Origin of the sequence: Acidovorax sp. FHTAMBA (assembly GCF_038958875.1) — a bacterium.
In the GTDB taxonomy this organism is placed as follows: Bacteria; Pseudomonadota; Gammaproteobacteria; order Burkholderiales; family Burkholderiaceae_C; genus Acidovorax.
The window spans coordinates 885,537-903,773 of the sequence record NZ_CP152407.1 but is presented as its reverse complement, the minus strand read 5'-3'; the positions used below and the strand labels follow the sequence as shown (position 1 = coordinate 903,773).

18 protein-coding genes are annotated in these 18,237 nt (G+C 66.8%); 9 read left to right on the top strand and 9 right to left on the bottom strand.

Annotation, left to right across the window (positions count from 1 at the left end):
• The first annotated feature begins 23 nt into the window (after positions 1-23).
• Genes AAFF19_RS04200 through AAFF19_RS04175 form a run of 6 tightly spaced genes read left to right on the top strand, consistent with a single transcriptional unit; the run spans position 24 to position 5,717 of the window.
• Positions 24-395, top strand: a complete 372-nt coding sequence (locus AAFF19_RS04200) for a dihydroneopterin aldolase (protein ID WP_008907163.1) — start codon at positions 24-26, stop codon at positions 393-395.
• Between the two features lie 4 nt (positions 396-399).
• Positions 400-1,368 carry a tRNA 2-thiocytidine(32) synthetase TtcA gene (gene ttcA / locus AAFF19_RS04195; RefSeq protein WP_342721358.1) on the top strand — a complete coding sequence of 323 codons (969 nt, stop codon included), beginning with the start codon at positions 400-402 and terminating at the stop codon, positions 1,366-1,368.
• 56 nt (positions 1,369-1,424) lie between these two features.
• Complete coding sequence (locus tag AAFF19_RS04190; protein WP_342721357.1) at positions 1,425-2,018, top strand: DUF4136 domain-containing protein; 594 nt, start codon at positions 1,425-1,427, stop codon at positions 2,016-2,018.
• A 25-nt stretch (positions 2,019-2,043) separates the two neighbouring features.
• A complete protein-coding gene (locus AAFF19_RS04185; RefSeq protein ID WP_182118009.1) occupies positions 2,044-2,685 on the top strand; it encodes a histidine phosphatase family protein in 642 nt (213 codons plus the stop codon).
• A complete protein-coding gene (locus AAFF19_RS04180) occupies positions 2,669-3,838 on the top strand; it encodes a DSD1 family PLP-dependent enzyme (protein WP_182118008.1) in 1,170 nt (389 codons plus the stop codon). The genes AAFF19_RS04185 and AAFF19_RS04180 overlap by 17 nt, the downstream gene beginning before the upstream one ends.
• Positions 3,839-3,875: 37 nt before the next feature.
• Positions 3,876-5,717, top strand: coding sequence for a lysoplasmalogenase family protein (locus AAFF19_RS04175; protein WP_246330667.1), 1,842 nt, complete (start codon positions 3,876-3,878; stop codon positions 5,715-5,717).
• Positions 5,718-5,795: 78 nt separating this feature from the next.
• Here AAFF19_RS04175 and AAFF19_RS04170 read toward each other — a convergent pair whose 3' ends face one another.
• The 6 genes from AAFF19_RS04170 to ruvA all read right to left on the bottom strand — a co-directional run bounded on the left by AAFF19_RS04170 (position 5,796) and on the right by ruvA (position 12,912).
• The gene (locus tag AAFF19_RS04170) at positions 5,796-6,512 is read right to left on the bottom strand and encodes an ABC transporter ATP-binding protein (protein ID WP_008907158.1); all 717 of its coding nucleotides are present in this window, start codon (positions 6,510-6,512) and stop codon (positions 5,796-5,798) included.
• 175 nt (positions 6,513-6,687) lie between these two features.
• Complete coding sequence (locus AAFF19_RS04165) at positions 6,688-7,926, bottom strand: FtsX-like permease family protein (protein ID WP_182118007.1); 1,239 nt, start codon at positions 7,924-7,926, stop codon at positions 6,688-6,690.
• A 10-nt stretch (positions 7,927-7,936) separates the two neighbouring features.
• Positions 7,937-9,235: an efflux RND transporter periplasmic adaptor subunit gene (locus AAFF19_RS04160; RefSeq protein WP_342721356.1), complete on the bottom strand. Its 1,299-nt coding sequence runs from the start codon at positions 9,233-9,235 to the stop codon at positions 7,937-7,939.
• Positions 9,236-9,280: 45 nt separating this feature from the next.
• Positions 9,281-10,339 carry a Holliday junction branch migration DNA helicase RuvB gene (gene ruvB / locus AAFF19_RS04155; protein WP_182118006.1) on the bottom strand — a complete coding sequence of 353 codons (1,059 nt, stop codon included), beginning with the start codon at positions 10,337-10,339 and terminating at the stop codon, positions 9,281-9,283.
• 35 nt (positions 10,340-10,374) lie between these two features.
• Positions 10,375-12,282 carry a trypsin-like peptidase domain-containing protein gene (locus AAFF19_RS04150; protein WP_034695890.1) on the bottom strand — a complete coding sequence of 636 codons (1,908 nt, stop codon included), beginning with the start codon at positions 12,280-12,282 and terminating at the stop codon, positions 10,375-10,377.
• 54 nt (positions 12,283-12,336) lie between these two features.
• Positions 12,337-12,912 carry a Holliday junction branch migration protein RuvA gene (gene ruvA, locus AAFF19_RS04145; RefSeq protein ID WP_182118005.1) on the bottom strand — a complete coding sequence of 192 codons (576 nt, stop codon included), beginning with the start codon at positions 12,910-12,912 and terminating at the stop codon, positions 12,337-12,339.
• Positions 12,913-12,992: 80 nt separating this feature from the next.
• Between ruvA and AAFF19_RS04140 the strand changes: the two genes are divergently transcribed.
• The 3 genes from AAFF19_RS04140 to AAFF19_RS04130 all read left to right on the top strand — a co-directional run bounded on the left by AAFF19_RS04140 (position 12,993) and on the right by AAFF19_RS04130 (position 15,412).
• Entirely contained in the window at positions 12,993-13,949 is a 957-nt protein-coding gene (locus AAFF19_RS04140; protein ID WP_034695888.1) for a PhoH family protein, read from the top strand.
• A gap of 75 nt (positions 13,950-14,024) precedes the next feature.
• Positions 14,025-14,483, top strand: coding sequence for an rRNA maturation RNase YbeY (gene ybeY / locus AAFF19_RS04135; protein WP_182118004.1), 459 nt, complete (start codon positions 14,025-14,027; stop codon positions 14,481-14,483).
• A gap of 188 nt (positions 14,484-14,671) precedes the next feature.
• Positions 14,672-15,412 carry a sulfite exporter TauE/SafE family protein gene (locus AAFF19_RS04130; protein ID WP_182118003.1) on the top strand — a complete coding sequence of 247 codons (741 nt, stop codon included), beginning with the start codon at positions 14,672-14,674 and terminating at the stop codon, positions 15,410-15,412.
• Positions 15,413-15,434: 22 nt separating this feature from the next.
• Here AAFF19_RS04130 and AAFF19_RS04125 read toward each other — a convergent pair whose 3' ends face one another.
• From AAFF19_RS04125 to AAFF19_RS04115, 3 genes are read right to left on the bottom strand one after another with little or no spacing between them, the layout of a single operon-like run.
• Entirely contained in the window at positions 15,435-16,700 is a 1,266-nt protein-coding gene (locus tag AAFF19_RS04125; protein ID WP_342721355.1) for an MFS transporter, read from the bottom strand.
• A 4-nt stretch (positions 16,701-16,704) separates the two neighbouring features.
• Positions 16,705-17,184 (bottom strand): D-aminoacyl-tRNA deacylase, encoded by a 480-nt coding sequence (gene dtd / locus AAFF19_RS04120; RefSeq protein ID WP_342721354.1) that lies wholly within the window; start codon positions 17,182-17,184, stop codon positions 16,705-16,707.
• A complete protein-coding gene (locus AAFF19_RS04115; protein ID WP_342721353.1) occupies positions 17,181-18,131 on the bottom strand; it encodes a cation diffusion facilitator family transporter in 951 nt (316 codons plus the stop codon). Before AAFF19_RS04115 ends, dtd begins: the two co-directional genes overlap by 4 nt.
• Between the last annotated feature and the right edge of the window lie 106 nt (positions 18,132-18,237).

Below are 18,237 nucleotides of genomic sequence, written 5' to 3'. Positions count from 1 at the left end.
GTTGTTCGCCCCAGGACCTTTTCATGACCACCGCTGCAGGCACCCAGATCCTCACGCTCACCGGTTTGCGCTTTGACGCCAACCTGGGCATCCTCGACCACGAAAAGACTGACCCCCAGCCCATCCAGGTCGATGCCGAACTGAGCCTGGGCGTGCAGCCGCTGGCCCCGCGCGACGACGACATCGGCCACGTGCTGGACTACCGGCGCGTGCGCCAGATCATCATCGACGAGTGCACGGCCGAGCATGTGAACCTGCTGGAGAGCCTGATCGGCAAGCTGGCCAACCGCCTGATGCAACTGCCCGGCGTGCTGGGCGTGCGGGTGAAGATTGCCAAACTCGAAATTTTTGACGACTGCGAAGTGGCCATTCGCATTGAGACAGGACAGTGGTGACCCCATGAGCGCAGTATTGAATGAAGCCCCAACCTCCGACCAATCCACTGGCTGGACGGAGGAAAGCACCGAAGCCGCCAGCGGCGCTGCCCGCATGAAGATCGAGCGCGAAACCCACAAGCTGGAAAAGCGCCTGTGCCGCGAAGTGGGCAAGGCCATCGTCGACTTCAACATGATTGAAGAAGGCGACAAGGTGATGGTGTGCATGTCCGGCGGCAAGGACAGCTATGCGCTGCTGGACATCCTGCTCAAGCTCAAGGCCCGCGCGCCCATCCACTTTGACCTGGTGGCCGTCAACCTGGACCAGAAACAGCCGGGCTTTCCCGAGCATGTGCTGCCCGAGTACCTGGCCAGCACCGGCGTGCCCTTCCACATCGAGAACGAAGACACCTACAGCATCGTCAAGAAGCTGATCCCCGAGGGCAAGACCACCTGCAGCCTGTGCAGCCGCCTGCGCCGGGGCATTCTGTACCGCGTGGCCGACGAGCTGGGCTGCACCAAGATCGCGCTGGGGCACCACCGCGATGACATTTTGCAAACGCTGCTGCTCAACATGTTCTTTGGCGGCAAGATGAAGAGCATGCCCCCCAAGCTGGTGAGCGACGACGGCAAACATGTGGTGATCCGCCCGCTGGCCTACGTGGCCGAGAAAGACACCGCCCGCTGGGCTGCGCACCGCAACTTCCCCATCATCCCGTGCAACCTGTGCGGCAGCCAGGAGAACCTGCAGCGCAAGCAGGTGGGCGAGATGCTGCGCGAATGGGAAAAGCGCTTCCCCGGCCGGGTGGAGAACATGTTCAACGCGCTGCAGAACGTGGTGCCCTCGCACCTGCTGGACGGCAGCCTGTACGACTTCAAGAACGCCAGGGCCACGGGCATCGCCAGCGAAGACGGCGACAAGGCGTTTGACAAGGAAGAGTTTGTGGCGCCTTCGCCCTCGCTGCCCGGCGTGCAGGTGGTACAGCTGTCGTGAACCTTGGCAGAGCAGCGGCGCTCTGCCGGAGAACCTTTTTTCAGGAGGCTCTGACCATGACGCAACGCCGATGGATTCCCGCCCTGCTCCTGGGCCTCACAGCCGCCCTGCTCGCAGGCTGCAGCACCACCCGCGTGGTCGAAGGCCGGGTGCAGAGCTTCTCGACCCTGGCGGCCGCGCCGGCCCCCGCCACGTACCGCATCGAGCGCCTGCCCTCGCAGCAGGCCCCATCGTTTGACGCCATCGCCACGCTGGCCGAGCAGGCCCTGGCCCGCGCGGGCCTGCAGCGCGACGATGCCGCGCCCCGCCTGCTGGTGCAGCTGGGTGTGCAGGCCGACACCGTGCCGCGCCATGATCCCTACGGACCCGACCACTGGGGCATGGGCGGCTGGTACGGCCGGGGCTGGGGCGTGCATGGCATGTTGCGCTTTGGTGCGCCCACACCGCTTTACCGGCGCACGGTCAGCGTCCTGATGCGCGATGCGCAGACCCAGGCCGTGGTGTACGAGACCTCGGCCGTGCACGAAGACGTGTGGGTGAGCGACCCGGCCGTCTATGGCGTGCTGTTCGACGCGGCACTCAACGGCTTTCCCCAACCGCCCCAGGGGCCACGGCAGGTGCGCCTTCCGCTGGTTCCTCCGGCACGCTAAGACTCCTGTCACATCCACCCGCCGCATGCACGCCACCCGCATCGTTGCCATCCGCCACGGCGAAACCGCCTGGAACGTGGACACCCGCATCCAGGGCCACCTGGACATTCCGCTCAACGACACCGGCCTGTGGCAGGCCGCCCAGGTCGCCCAGGCCCTGGGGGGCGAGCCGATTGCAGCCATCTACACCAGCGATCTGCAGCGCGCGTACGCCACCGCCCAGGCCGTGGCCCGCACCACCGGCGCGCCTTTGATGACGGAGCCCGGCCTGCGCGAGCGCAGCTTCGGGCACTTCCAGGGCCGCACGTTTGCCGAAATCGAGGCCGAGCTGCCCGAGGATGCACTGCGCTGGCGCAAGCGCGACCCCCACTACACGCCCGAAGGCGGCGAGTCCCTTGTCACCTTGCGTGACCGCATCGAACACACCGTGACCACCCTGGCGCAGCAGCATGTGGGCGAGCAGGTGGTGATGGTGGCGCATGGCGGCGTGCTCGACGTGCTGTACCGCCTGGCCACCCGCCAGGACATCCAGGCGCCGCGCACCTGGCAACTGGCCAACGCCGCCATCAACCGCCTGCTGTGGACGCCCGACGGCCTGACCCTGGTGGGTTGGGCAGACACCCAACATCTTGAACAGATCGTGCTGCGCGATGAAAACCACGCCTGAAGCCTTGCAGATGACCATTGGCCAGCGGGTCGACCAGATCGACACCCCTGCCGCCGTGGTGGACCTGGACGCCATGGACCGCAACATCCAGCGCATGGCCGACTTTGCGCGCAAGCACCAGGTACGCTGGCGCCCCCACGCCAAGATGCACAAAAGCGCCGAGCTGGCATTGCAACTGCAGCGCGCGGGCGCCCAGGGCGTGTGTGTGCAGAAGGTGGCCGAGGCCGAGGCGCTGGCCGCCGGTGGTGTGGATGACATCACCATCACCAACCAGATCATTGCCATGCCCAAACTGCACCGCGTGGCGCGGCTGGCCGCGCGCCTGGCCGCACGCGGCGGGCGCCTGGGGCTGGCTGTGGACCACATCGACGGCATCGAACGCCTGGCCGAAGCCATGGCGCAATCCGGCAGCGATGCGGGCATCGACGTGCTGGTGGAGATCGACGTGGGCCAGGGCCGCTGCGGCGTGCCGCCGGGCGAAGCCGCCGTGCCGCTGACGCTGGCCGTGTCCCGCAGCCCCCGCCTGCGGTTTGCGGGCCTGCAGGCCTACCATGGCCGCGCGCAGCACCTGGCCAGCAGCGTGGGCCGGCGCGAGACCATTGCCGCGGTGGTGCGCGCGGCAGACCATACGCGCCAGCTCATCGAAGCCGCCGGACTGCCCGTGCCGCTGATCACCGGCTCTGGCACCGGCACGCTGGTGCACGAGGCCGCCAGCGGCGTGTTTGGCGAGCTGCAGGCGGGCTCGTTTTTGTTCATGGACGCCGACTACGCGCGCAACGAGCGCGAGCCCGCCCAGCCCGTGTTTGAACACGCCCTCTTCATCAAGACCCAGGTGGTGTCGGTGCGCGACACCCACGCGGTGTGTGACGCGGGCCACAAGAGCCACGCCATCGACTCGGGCCTGCCCACCGTGGCCCTGCTGTCCGAGGGCCGCGCCCTGCGCTATGCCAACGGCGGCGACGAGCACGGCCTGCTCTACGCGGCCGACCCCGAGGCCCGCCTGCCCAGCCTGGGGCACATGCTCTGGCTCATTCCCGGCCATTGCGACCCCACGGTGAATCTGCACGACTTCCTGATCGGCGTGCGCGGCGGTTTGCTGGACGGTGTGGTGGAGCGGATCATCAGGGTTGATGCCAGAGGCGCGCTGACCTGATTGGGGCAAGAATCGGTGGACATTTTTGGTGTCCTCCATGAGCCCCAGCCAGATCATTGTCCTTGCGACCCCCGTCTTCTTTTTGCTGATCGCCATTGAACTGGCCATTGGCTACAAGCGCCAGCGCAACACCTACCGCCTGGCCGATGCCGTGAGCAGCATCAGTCTGGGCATGCTGAGCCAGACCAGTGCCGTGTTCACCCGGCTGCTGCGCATCGGCATCTACACGGCCCTGTTCGAGCACGTGGCGCTGTGGCGCAACGATGCGTTCTGGACCAGCCTGCCAGGCTGGCTGCTGGCGCTGGTGTTCTACGACTTCTGCTACTACTGGCTGCACCGCATGGGCCACGAATCAGCGGTGCTGTGGGCCGCGCACGCGGTGCACCACCAGAGCCAGGACTACAACCTCAGCACCGCGCTGCGGCAGACCAGCTCGGGCGCATTGCTGGGCTGGATTTTTTATGTGCCCATGGCGCTGGCGGGCGTGCCGCCACTGGTGTTTGCTGTGGTGGCGCTCATCGACCTGCTCTACCAGTTCTGGGTGCACACCGAGCAGGTGGGCAGGCTCGGCTGGTTCGACCGCTGGTTCTGCAGCCCCAGCAACCACCGGGTGCACCACGCAGTGAACGACGCCTACCTGGACAAGAACTACGGCGGCGTCCTGATCGTGTGGGACCGGATGTTCGGCACCTTCAAGGACGAGGACGCGCAGGAGAAATGCGTGTACGGCACGCGCGGCCTGCTCAACAGCTGGGACCCGCTGTGGGCCAACGCGCAGGTGTACGCGGGCCTCGCGCACGACAGCTGGCATGCGCGCAGCTGGGCGGACAAGCTGCGGGTGTGGATCAAGCCACCGGGCTGGCGCCCGGCCGATGTGGCAGAGCGGTTTCCCAAGCCCGCGTTCAGCATGGCGCAGATGCAGCTGTACCACCCGCCCATGTCGCGCGTGGTGCAGCGGTTTGCGCTGGTGCAGTTTGCGCTGATCCTCACAGGCGTGGCGGCCTTTTTGTGGCAGGCCGATGCGGCGCCACTCGCGCACAGCGCCGTGTGGTTTGCGGTGCTGCTGGTCAGCCAGTGGGCGCTGGGCGCGGTGATGCAGGGGCGCATTGGCATGCCGATGGCGCTGATGCTGCAAAGCGGCGCGCTGGCCACCGCCTCCAGCGCGCTGGGGCTCACGCAGTGGTACTGGTTGTTCAAGCCGCTGACGATGGTGATTGCTCTTGTTTTGGTAGCTGCTAGCGCATATCCATCAAGCGCCAGCAGCCGATTTAACTCCAAAACCCTGTGGCTTCTGCTGGCCGCGCTGGCCGGGTCGCTGGCGGGGGATGTGTTCCTCATGTTCCAGGGCTTCTTCATCCCCGGCCTGGTGAGTTTTCTGGTGGCGCACCTGTTTTACGTGGCGCTGTTCAAGAGCGGTCAGGCGTGGTTTCCGCACCGGGGCGCACTGGTCGCCACGCTGGGGGTGGGCGCGGCGATGTATGCCTTTTTGTGGGCGGGGGGGCTGCCGCCTGCGTTGCGCGCCCCCGTGGCCGCCTACGTGCTGGTGATCGCGCTGATGGCCGCCCAGGCCATCGGGCGGGCCACCGCGCTGCGCGACACCCCTTCGCTGCTGGTGGCCATCGGCGCCGGGTTCTTCATGCTCAGCGATTCGCTGCTGGCCACCAACCGCTTCGTGATGCCGCTGCCGATGGCGCAGGTGTGGGTGCTGTCCACCTATTACGCTGCACAGGCACTGATCGTCGGCGGGTGGCTGGCCCACCAGGCAGCGTCGCCTGCCATCGCCGCGCAGGCCACGCACACGGCCGGAGACAGGCGCACGCCCGTGCCCCGGGACGTGGCCCCGAGCGTCGCACCGGGCACGGCGGCGCGCTCTTCCTGATTTTCAGTCAAATCGGTCTCCAGCACTTTCACCATAAGCGCCAGCAGCTATTAATTCAGTAGCAAAAACTGCTTGCGCCTACCGGTGCGGGACCGGCTCCACGCCTTCGGTGATGGCTTCGTCGCGGGCAATGCGCCCGTCGATCAGCTCCACCAGCCGGTCGCAGCGCGCGGCCAGGCGGGGGTCATGGGTGACCACCACAAAACTCGTGCCCCGCTCGGCATGGATACGGCGCAGCAGCGCAAACACCTCGGCCGACGAAGCTGTGTCGAGGTTGCCCGTGGGCTCATCGGCCAGCACCAACGGCGGGTTCATGACCAGCGCCCGCGCAATGGCCACGCGCTGCTGCATGCCGCCCGACAGCTCTGCGGGACGCTTGTCCATGGCCCGGGCCAGGCCCACGGCGTCGAGCAGGCTGCGGGCATGCTCGCGGTGGGCTGCACTGACGCGGCCTTCGGCCATGAGGGCCGGCAGCGTGACGTTCTCCAGCGCGGAGAAAGCAGGCAGCAGGTGGTGGAACTGAAAAACAAAGCCCAGCGTGCTGCGCCGGCGCAGCGTGAGCGCCGCGTCGTCCAGGTCCTGCACCGCCTCGCCGTCCAGCAGATAGCTGCCAGTCGTCATGCGTTCGAGCAGGCCCAGGATGTTGAGCATCGTGCTCTTGCCCGAGCCCGAAGGCCCCATCAGCGCGATGAACTCGCCCCGGCGCACCTGCAGGTCGATGCCGTGCAGCACCTCGGCCTCGCTGGGGCGGCCGACGTTGTAGCTTTTACGCACGGCGTCGAGCGCGATCAACATCTTCGCAATCCACTGTGCTGCGTACCGTTCGTGGCGCACGAAACCGGCGCAGCCAAGGCCAGCGGCCCCCGCGCAAGGGCCGCCCCGCCGCGCTGGGGGCGTCCCCCTGCCCGCAGTGCGCAGCACTGCGAGAGCGGGGGGAAGCGGCGCAGCCGCACAGGGGGGTGTCTCATCACTACATCCTGATGGCTTGTGCCGGGTCCAGCGCCGCTGCGCGCCGCGCAGGTGCCACGGCCGCCAGCACACCGCACACCGACGCGATCAGCGCAATCTGCAGCGCCATGGCGGGCGGCAGCGCGATGGAAAACAGCGGCATGCCATCCGAGCCGCGCACAAAATGCGTGAACACCCAGATCAGCGCCACCGCCAGCAGCAGGCCCAGCACCGAGCCCAGCGCACCCACCACGGCGCCCTGCACCAAAAATACGCGCAGCACCTGACCGCGCGTGGCGCCCATGGCGCGCAGGATGCCGATCTCCCGGCCCTTTTGCACCACCGAGACCACCAGCACGCTGGCAATGCCCAGCACCACCACGGCCAGCACCACACCCCGGATGATGGAGGTGCTGATGGACTGCGCATTGAGTGCTGACACCAGCTGGGCATTGCTCTCTTGCCAGCTCTCGATCTTGTAGGGGAACTGGGTCTGCAACGCGCGCGCCAAGGTCTGCGCCACCCACACGTCCTTCAGGGTGAGGTCGAGCTGGCTGGCGCCACCCGGCAGCGCCAGCAGGCTTTGCGCTGCGCGCAGCGGCACGATCACGGTGCGCCGGTTCAGGTCTTTCACGCCCAGGTCCACCAGCGCGGTGACGCGCACCGAATCACTCACCGTGCCGCCCGCACCGCCGGTCTGCACCGTGAGGCGGTCGCCCACGCGCACACCCAGATCGTTCGCGAGCTCGCGCCCCACGATGGCCTCGCCCGGTGCCAGCCGCGCCGTGCCACTGACCACCTTGGAGCGCAGCCCCACCACGCGGTCATAGCGATCCAGGTCCACGCCCATCAGGGCAATCGCCTGCGACGCCTCGCCGCGCAGCGCCAGGCCTGAGCCCGAGACCATGGGCGACACCCCGGCGACTTCGGGCAAGCGCTCGAGCAGCGGCACCAGCGCCTGCCAGTTGGCGACGGACCGCAGGCGCTGCGCGCGCGGCTGGGTTTCGGAAAGCAGAGCGGTGCCGGGCAATGCGGGGGCTGCGGGTGTGACGAGATCGTCGGGCGCCCTCAGAGTGATGTGCGCCTGGGCGCCCAGCGTCTTGGCCAGGGTGTTCGATTGCAGGCCGTTGATCAACGCCGAGATGTAGGCAATGACCGCCACACCCGCCGCCACGCCCACGATGATGAGTACGGTCTGCATGCGCCCCTCGCGCAGAAAGCGCAGCGCCACACGCAACTCGAAGCCGGGCCAGATCAGCATGGCGGAATGCTCAACGGCCCATGGCGTTGGTCAATGCGGAGCCCGCATCGCCCCCCGGGGCGTTGGAAACGGCGGCGGCCGAACCTGCGGTCCAGACCACCGTGCGGGCTCGCACGCGGTCGCCCGCCTGCACTGCGCCGCCGCGCAGCACGGTGTCGCCCTCGGCCACGCCGTCGAGCACCTCCGCTGCGTCCAGTGTGCGCAGGCCCAGCCGCACAGGGCGGGCCTGTGCGCGCCCCTCCTGCAGCACCAGCACGGTCGCCTGGTCACCCACCACCGCACCCCGCAGCGCGGCCTGCGGCAGCACCAGGGCACGCTCGCGCCGCGCAGTCTCCACCTCGACCGACAAGGTCATGTCTTCGCGCAGGAAGGCGGGAGCCTGCTGCTCCAGTGCAAACTTCACCTCGATGGCGCCGCGCTGGGCGTCCACCGCCGGTGCAATGGTGAGCACGCGCGCGGCAAAACGCTGGCCCGCAAAGGCATCGGCCACCACCAAGGCCTTCTGGCCCGGCAGCAACTGGTCCAGAAAACGTTCGTCCACCTGGGCCACCAGCTGGGTGGGCCCGGCCAGCGCCAGGCTGAGCAGGGCCTTGCCAGGCTGCACGATCTGCCCGGGCTCAACGTCGCGCACCAGCACGCGGGCATCGGCCGGGGCTAACAGCGTAGTCTGTGCCAGGCGGGCCTGGGCCGCCACGATCGCCGCCTGGGCCAGCGCCAGCTGCGCCTGCGCCTGGACCACATCGGTGCCCGCATCGGCGTTGGCCTGGACCTGCGCCTGCGCGCTCACCTGCTGCGCCCGGGCCACCTCGACGGCGCGCTGCGCCTCATCGAGCTGCGCGGCGCTGTAGAACCCCTGGGCCACCAGCTGCCGCACCCGCGCCAGGTTGGCGCTCGCCGCCTGCAGGGTGGCATCGGCCTGCGCGCGCGCTGCCTGGGCGGCGCTGCGGCCGCTGCTGCGCAGGCCCGCAAGGCGCGCCTGCGCCTGGCGCTCGGAAGCCTGCGCCTGCGCCAGTGCAGCGTGCAGCTCATCCGGTTCGAGCTGCACCAGCACGTCGCCCTGTCGCACCTGTGCGCCTTCTGCTACCCGCACCTGGGCCACGCGGCCGGTGATGGTGCTGCCCACCTCGACGCGCGACAACGTGGCCACGCGCGCCGAAAACTGCAGTGTGCGCACCAGCGGCGCCGACTGCACCAACAGGGCATCGACCTGCGGCCCCCGCAGCGCCATTGCACCCACTGCAGCAGCCACCACCAGTGCTGCTGCGCCCAGCGCCAAGGCCCAGCGGCGCTTGTTCACAGGAAAATCCAAAGTGCGAGGGATGTTCGGGGTGTCATGTGCCGTGCCTTTTTTTGATCAATCAGAGAAGAGCCCGCCCGCCGCCTTGGGTGGCGCCACCCCCAGGTGGCGGAAGGCCGCCAGCGTGGCAATGCGCCCGCGCGGTGTACGCTGCAAGAAGCCCTGCTGGATGAGATAGGGCTCGATCACGTCTTCAATGGTGCCAGCTTCTTCGCCAATGCTGGCCGCAATGTTGTCGAGCCCCACTGGGCCGCCATCAAAGCGGTGGATGACCGCCTCCAGCAGCTTGCGGTCCATCACGTCAAAGCCCTGTGGGTCTACATCCAGCATGGCCAATGCCTTGTCGGCAATCGATTTGGTGATGCGGCCGTCGCCCTTGACCTCGGCGTAGTCGCGCACGCGGCGCAGCAGCCGGTTGGCAATGCGCGGTGTGCCGCGCGAGCGGCGGGCGATCTCAAAGCCGCCTTCTTCATCCATCGGAGCATTGAGCAGCCCAGCGCTGCGCTTGACGATGCGCGCCAGTTCCTCGGCCGTGTAGAACTCCAGCCGCGCCACGATGCCAAAGCGGTCGCGCAGCGGGTTGGTGAGCATGCCCGCGCGTGTGGTGGCGCCCACCAGCGTGAAGGGCTGCAGGTCGAGCTTGATGCTGCGCGCCGCAGGCCCCTCGCCGATCATGATGTCGATCTGGTAGTCCTCCAGCGCGGGGTAGAGGATTTCCTCCACCACAGGCGACAGGCGGTGGATTTCGTCGATGAAAAGAACGTCGTTCTTCTCCAGATTGGTCAGCAGCGCTGCCAGGTCCTTGGGCTTTTCGAGCACAGGGCCACTGGTCTGGCGCAGGTTGACCCCCAGCTCAGCCGCAATGATGTGCGAGAGCGTGGTCTTTCCCAGGCCGGGCGGGCCGAACAGCAGGACATGGTCCAGCGCCTCGCCCCGCTTCCTCGCCGCGCCGATGAAGATCTCCAGCTGCTCGCGCGCCTTGGCCTGGCCAACGTACTCCTGCAGGAGCTTGGGGCGCAGGGCCCGCTCGATCGCCTCCTCCTGGGGCGAAGCGGGGGCGGCCGAGATGACGCGCTTGGCGGGGGCGGGGGTGAAGTCGTCGGTCTGGATGGTCATGCGCTGGATGCTGCCGTTGAAGGATCTCTGGTGTTCTACCGGCTGGTCCAGGCGTGGTAGGCCACACCTTCGTAATTGAAGTCCCTGTAGTTCGCGATCACATAGTCCCGCTCGGCGGCGTTGACCGTGTAAAAGTGGGTGCCTTTGTCAGGCTTGTAAAAACGGTAGACGGGGATGGCGGCATTGCCCGCAGTGGTCTGCGCATACCAGATGGGCCCTTCGTACTTGAAGACCGGATAGTTCGCCCGCACAAAGTCGCTCTCGCCCTGGCTGATCGTATAAAAGTGTGCGCTGTTGGACAGGTTGAAGAAGCGGTACACAGCACTCTGCCCGGCCGTGGGCTGCGGGTATGCATAGAAAGCTATGTTCTCGTACTGGAACTGCGGATAGGTGGCGATGACGTAATCGCGTTCAGCCGCGCTGGACGTGAAAAAATGGGCGCCCGTCTGGATGTTGAAAAACCGGTAGATCGCTGTACGCGCCTGCGCGCTGGTTCCCGCTGCGAGCCAGTTCTTGAGGCCATCGTTGTACGCGATGTCAAAGCGTCCATAGAACTCCGGCGCGGTGATGGCAGAACAGCTTGCGCTGCCTCCATACAGAGTACCGATGACGTGCGTGCCGCCCTTGAAGATCGCCGACCCACTGCTGCCGCCTTCGGTCGTGCCCTGGTTCCAGATCACGCGGTAGAAGTTGCCCGTGGTGCCGCTGCACTGGAACTGCGTGCCGCTTGTTGCAGCACACGACGAATAGCTGTTCACGTCGCCGATGCTCATCTTGAGAAGGTCACCCCTGGGGTGGTGCAAGCCCACCACGGGTGTGCCGATGGACTGGACGCTGGCATCCCAGCCTGCGAAGAACACGCCCGCTGGCGGTGTGTCGTTCAACCGGAGCAGCGTGATGTCTGTTGCGGTGGTGGTGTAGAGCAGTGCAGCGCCATTGAACCGCTTGGTGGTAGCGCTTGACAACGTCCGCGAGTTGCAGGTTGGCGCCCGATAGAACCAGTCGGTTTGCAGCGAAGAGGCCTCGGCCTGCGTGGAAATGCAGTGGTTCGCTGTCAGAAAATAAGGTGTTCCCGAGGACTGGTTGTCATTGAGCAGGGTGCCGGTGCACACATAGGTGCTGCCCCCCGACGTGTAAATCATGCGGGCCACGGCGTTGCGCTGGTTTGCATAAGCATCTTGGCAACTGGCATCCAGGTGGCAAGACGCCGATTCGTTGATCTTCGCGGAAAACTCTTCCTCCGTAGGTATCGCCAGGTTTTCGTAGATGTGCGAGACGCGCGGCACGGAAAAGTCCAGCGTACCCACCCGGGTGCCCGCAGGCACCTCAAGCTCCAGGGTCACTTCGTCGGCACCCAGATCGGGGCTCCACCAGGTGCGCGCATCCAGACCGGTCTCTGCGGCTTGCGCATTGCGCTGGATGCTCTGCAAAACATCCTGCCCGGATATCTGGAACACGGAGCCCGGATCCGTCTGGCGGTAAAAACGCAGCACGGCGCCGGGAGGTAACTGCCGCGCCACCACCCCCAGACGCAGGCCGTGGGCTCCCTCTGCGGTAAAGCTGATGGCCGCCACCAGCCCGCCGTTCGAACCGGCCTTCCACTGCATGTGCTGCAGAGTCTGCTCGGCCGCATGGGTAGCCACCACATCGCGCGCGATACCTACCTGGCGCGGGCCGACACCCCCAGCGGCCTGAGCCACCTTGGCATCTGCCAGCGCTCCCAGGCTCACCCGTGCAGGTTCGGGTGGCGACGCCACGGCGCTACGTGCCTTGACATTCGAAACCCCCTGGTCCGCAGTGTCGGGCTGCACCCAGCCATCCACCAGCAGCACCGGGCTCGAAGACGTCACACCCGCCTCCTGGCCACCACCGCAACCCACCAGCAGGGCCGCCGCCACTGCTGCAAATACCGCCACCACGCATTCCGACAATCTGCTTTTCATCTTCACCCCCTGGTTCGCACCCATTCTCACTGAACACTGCAACGCGCTGCGCTGCTATTTCGCCAGCGCCTTCAACGCCATCTTGATCCCCTCGCTCACCCCCACGTCCGCCGGCAACGCCTTGAGCGCCGCTGCGGCTTCCTTGTCGTTGTATCCCAAGGCCAGCAGCGCCTGCAGGATGTCGGCCTGCGCATCGCTGGTGGCGGCGCCACGCACGGCGCCCATGTCGGCGCCCAGCTTGCCCTTGAGCTCCAGCAGCAGCCGCTCGGCCGTTTTCTTGCCGATGCCCGGCACCTTCACCAGGCGCCCCGCCTCCTGCAGCGAGATCGCCTGCGCCAGGTCGCTCACACCCATGCCACTCAGGATGGACAAGGCCGTGCGCGGCCCCACGCCGGAGATCTTGATCAGCTCCCGAAACGCCTGGCGCTCGGGCACGGTGGCAAAGCCGTACAGCAGTTGTGCGTCCTCGCGCACAATGAACTGGGTGAGCAGGCTCACGCGCTCGCCCACGGCGGGCAGGTTGTAGAAGGTGCTCATGGGCACGTTCACCTCGTAGCCCACGCCGTGGCAGTCCAGCAGCACCTCGGGGGGGTTCTTCTCCAGCAGGGTGCCGGTCAATTTGCCTATCATTGATGTCCTTTGGCGACGCGGGCATGACGCGCGGCGCCGTCTTCTTGCCGTTTTTCGGTTGCCTGACTGGAATTATCCGCGTGATCCTGCGCCACACCTTCACCCCCCACAACAACACCCGGCTCACCAACCTGTGCGGCCCGGCCGATGCGCACCTGCGCACCATCGAGGTGGCCTTGCAGGTGAGCATTGCGCACCGGCATGAGCAGTTCAAGATTGACGGCCCCAAGGCCAAGGCCACACAGGCGATGGAGCTGCTGCAGGCCCTGTATGAAATGGCCGAGCGGCCGATTGGCGAGGATTACATCCAGCTGATGCTGGCGGGCGACAGCGAGCTGCTGGAGGCGCCAGACGACGCCATCATCCTCAACACCCGCCGTGCCGACCTGCGCGGGCGCACCCCCACGCAGAACCTGTACCTGCAGAACATTGCCACGCACGACATCACCTTCGGCATCGGCCCTGCCGGCACCGGCAAGACGTATCTCGCCGTGGCCAGTGCGGTGGACGCGCTGGAGCGCAGCAGCGTGCAGCGCATCGTGCTGACCCGCCCGGCGGTGGAGGCTGGCGAGCGCCTGGGCTTTTTGCCCGGTGACCTGGCGCAGAAGGTGGACCCGTATCTGCGCCCCCTGTACGACGCGCTGTACGAGCTGATGGGGCATGACAAGGTGCAAAAGGCCTTCGAGCGCAACGCCATCGAGATCGCGCCGCTGGCCTTCATGCGTGGGCGCACACTGAACAACGCGTTCGTCATCCTCGACGAGGCGCAGAACACCACCCCCGAGCAGATGAAGATGTTCCTCACCCGCATCGGCTTTGGCGCCAAGGCGGTGGTGACGGGTGACGTGAGCCAGATCGACCTGCCCAAGGGCAACCTGAGCGGCCTGATTGATGCCGAACGCGTGCTCAAGCGTGTGAAGGGCATCTCCATCACCCACTTCACCAGCGCCGACGTGGTGCGCCACCCGCTGGTGGCCCGCATCGTGGACGCCTATGACGCCCCCCGCCGTGCGACGGCAGCGCGTGTGCGCGAATAGCCTCCCAGACTCAACTCCTATTTTCATAGCTGCTTGCGCTTATCCACCAAGCGCCAGCGGCCAAAAACACTCCAAATGCCTTTGAACCAACTCGCCCTGTCTCTGCAATTCGGCTCCTTTGACGGCGTGGCCGCCCACCGTGCCGTGCTGCCCCGCCACAAGGTCACGCGCTGGATTCGCCACGCGTTGGCCACGGATGCCGAAATCACCGTGCGCATCGTGGGTGCTGAAGAAGGCCAGCAGCTCAACCGCGAGTACCGCAAGAAGGACTACGCCACCAACGTGCTCACGTTCGACTACGCCCAGGAGCCGGTGGTGACCGCCGACCTGGTGCTGTGCGCCCCGGTGATCGAGCGTGAGGCCCGTGAGCAGAACAAGAGCCTGGAAGAGCACTACGCCCACATGCTGGTGCACGGCACGCTGCACGCACAGGGGTGGGACCACGAGACCAGCGAGGCGGATGCGCAGGAGATGGAAGACTACGAAACCGCCATCCTGCAAGAGCTGGGGTACGCAGACCCCTACGCCCGCTAGCCAGCGGCCCCCCAGGCTTGGCTGCAGAGGGCCAGCGCGGGCCGCAGGGCCGTATCACACAGCACATCAGTGCAACCTTTTTTGCATGTAATGGTGGGCAAAACAGGGGTCTCGCACACCTAAGATCAGGCGAATGCTTCAACCCGCGCGCCATCGTGGTGGGGAGCCCCCCTTCCGACCCCGAAAAAATGACCGAAATCGCCCTGCTGCTCGTGGCCGCCTTCATGGCCGGCGCCCTGAACGCCGTTGCCGGAGGCGGCAGCTTTCTGACCCTGCCTGCGCTCGTCTTCACCGGCGTGCCGCCTGTGGTGGCCAATGCCACGGGCACCGTGGCGCTGCTGCCGGGCTACATGGCGGGGGCCTGGGGCTTTCGGGAGGACACCGCCCCGCCGCCGGGCCTGTCGATGCGCTTGCTGGTGGTGCTGTCGCTGCTGGGCGGCGCGGCCGGTGCGGCTCTGCTGCTGGTCACGCCCGATGCCACCTTCCGCCGCGTGGTGCCCTGGCTGCTGCTGGCGGCCACGGCGCTGTTCGCCTTCGGGCCGCAGCTGCGCAAGATGCTCGCGGGTGGCAAGCCGTCCACGGCCAAGGCCACCGTGGGCATCCTGGCGGTGGCGGCCTACGGTGGTTACTTCAACGGCGGGCTGGGTATCTTGCTGCTGGCGTTGTTCGGCCTGCTGGGGCAGACGAACCTGAACGCCATGAATGGCCTGAAAAACTGGGTGTCTGCCCTGCTCACCGCCATTGCCGTGGCCATCTACGCCGCCGGTGGCGTGGTGCTGTGGCCGCAGGCGCTGATGATGATGGTGGCCGCCACGGCGGGCGGCTACGGGGGCGCGCGGGTGGCGCGGCGCATACCGGCTGCGTGGCTGCGCTGGGGCATCGTGGCCACGGGCCTGGTGATGGCGGGCCTGTTCTTCCTGCGGGCCTGAGCCATCGGCTGCAAGCACAGCCTCAGTGCGCGCCAGGCAGCAGCAGGGGCGAGCGGGGCAACAGGCGAAAAGCCGTGGAGGCCGCGGCCAGCATGCAGGCAATGCACACCATCACCGCCTGGTAGGGGTCATGCCCGCCATGTTGTGCCCATGTGGCCACCACCCCGGTGAACCACTGCATCAGGGCCACCCCCAGAAACATCGACATCGTGTACAGAGACAGCGCGCGGCCCGTCGTCTCCGCGGGGTACGACGAGCGCACATCAGCGTACTGCAGCACCCCGTAACCCGAGAGCAACCCCATGAGGAAAATCAGCGCCACACTGGCCGCTGCGTGCTGCAACAGGCCCAGCAGCACGAAGAGGCCACCCATGAGCAATGAAAGCCTTGTGATCCAGGCGCGCCGGTGCGTGGCCCCGGGGTCCATGCGCCCGTAGACGACCGGAACCACCACCGAAATCATCGACAAGACCAGCGCCACGTTGCCGCTTTCCACCAGCGAGAAGTGATGGCGCTCCATCAGCAGCGGGCCCAGCCACAGGCCGCGCAATGACAGAAACGCCGCATAGCAGGTCATGCCCAGGATCAGGATGCCCCAGGTGTGCGGCACCCTGAACAGCGTGCCAAACCGGGCTGCCGCCTGGCCCCACGATTCGCGCGGGCCTGAGGAAGCGTGCGGCAGCGCGGGCTCGCGCACCTTCCAGAAAATCAGCAGCCACGACAACAGCGAAAGCACCGCAAGCACCCCAAAGCCCATGCGCCACCCCCCGTGCTGCACCATGAAGGCCAGCGGTGTGCCGGTGAAGAGCAGGCCCAGCCCACCCACGCCCATCCCGAGGCCCGAAAAAAATGCGAAGCGCTGCGCTGGAAAGTGGCGCGAGATAAACACCGTGCAGGCCAGAAACGCCGGCGAGCACCCCACCCCGATCAGCAGCTGCCCCAGCATCAGCCACCCGTAGCTGGGTGCAGCGGCCGACACCGCAGCGCCCAGCACCGCCAGGGGGAAGGCTGTCAGCACCGTTTTGCGCAGGCCGTACAGGTCCATGCCAATGCCCATGAGCAACTGCGTGACGCCAAACGACAGCCCGAAAAGCCCTGCAAACGCGCCGAGCGAATCCGGCGAGATCCCGAAGTCTGCCTGTAGCCCGGTGGCAATGATGCTGGTTACCGTGCGGAACGCCTGGCTCAGCGAAAATGCCGTGAGCAGGCACAGGTACATGAACCACAGCGCCGCGGAGGGCGGGGCAGGAGCGGCAGGGTGGCGCTCGGGCCCGGTCACGCGCAGCACCGGGTCATGCCGGCAACGTGGGAGACGCAGGCGCCACGCGCAGCGGTATCGTCACCGGCCCGTCGTTGACAAGATGCACCTGCATGTCGGCCGCAAACTGCCCGGTGGCGACATCGGGATGCGCCTTGCGGGCCTGAGCCACCACATAGTCATACAGCCGCCGGCCCTCGTCGGGCGCAGCCGCCTGGGTAAAACTGGGCCGGTTGCCGCCGGTGGTGTCTGCCGCCAGCGTGAACTGGCTGACCAGCAGCAGGCCCCCGCAGGCTCCACGTCCATCGATGTCCTGCACGCTCTGGTTCATCTTGCCCGCAGCGTCCGAAAAAATGCGCAGCTTGAGGATCTTGGCCAGCAACTTGTCGGCCTCGGCCTCGGTGTCGCCACGCTCGGCGCACACCAGCACCAGCAGGCCCGCGCCGATGGCGCCCACGGTCTGCCCGTCCACATCCACACGCGCTTCGCGCACACGTTGCAATACGCTGATCACTTCACGGCATCCTTCAAATCGTCACGGGGGTCGTCAAAGTGCGCCTCCACATCGGTGGGCAGCAGCTCGATGGTGGCGCGCAGGCCCGGCACGGCGGTCATCAGCGCGCGCTCTACCTGGCCGCGCAGCTCTGCGGCGTGGCGCAGGGTCCAGTCGGCGGGCATGTGCAGGTGCATGTCCACAAACTGGCGCTGGCCCGCGCGGCGGGTGGAGACATGGTCGAACCGCACGGCGCCCGGCGCCTGAGCGGCCACAAACTGCTGCAGCGTGGCGTCAATGGTGGACTGCACCTCGGGCTCCACCGCCGAATCCATGAGGCCCTGGGACGACCGCCACACCAGCTCCACGCCCTCTTTCAGGATGTTCAGCGCCACGGCAATGGCCGCTACCGCATCCAGCCACAACCACCCGGTCAGGGCAGCGCCCGCAATGCCCACCAGCACACCGGCCGAGGTCCACACATCGGTGACCAAGTGGCGGGCATCGGCCTCCAGCGCGATGGAGCGGTGCTCGCGCGCCGAGCGGAACATCACCCAGGCCAGCAGCCCGTTCAGGGCCGAGCTGAGCACCGACAGGCCCAGGCCCCAGCCCACCTGCTCGATGGGTTGTGGGTCAAACAAGCGGTGCCCGGCTGCCCACAGGATGCCTGCCGACACGCCCATGATGAGGATGCCCTCAAAGCCCGAGGAAAAGTATTCGGCCTTGTGGTGGCCGTAGGGGTGGTCGTCATCGGCTGGCCGTGCCGCCACCGTCACCATGGCCAGCGCAAACATGGCGCTGGCCAGATTCACAAACGACTCCATCGCGTCAGACAACAGACCCACCGAGCCCGTGACCACCCAGGCCAGCGTCTTGAGCGCAATGGTGACCACCGCCACGGCCACCGAGGCCCACAGTAGGTTGCGGGGTGAAAACCAAGGGTGGGATGCGGGAGAAGGTGCAGACATGGTGGGTAGGCGAAGGAGCGGAAACAGGCAGTCTGAAATTACACCAGAGCCACCTTAAGAACCTGTTCAGAATCTGAGCGACGTTGAACAGGCTCTAAGGCGCCCA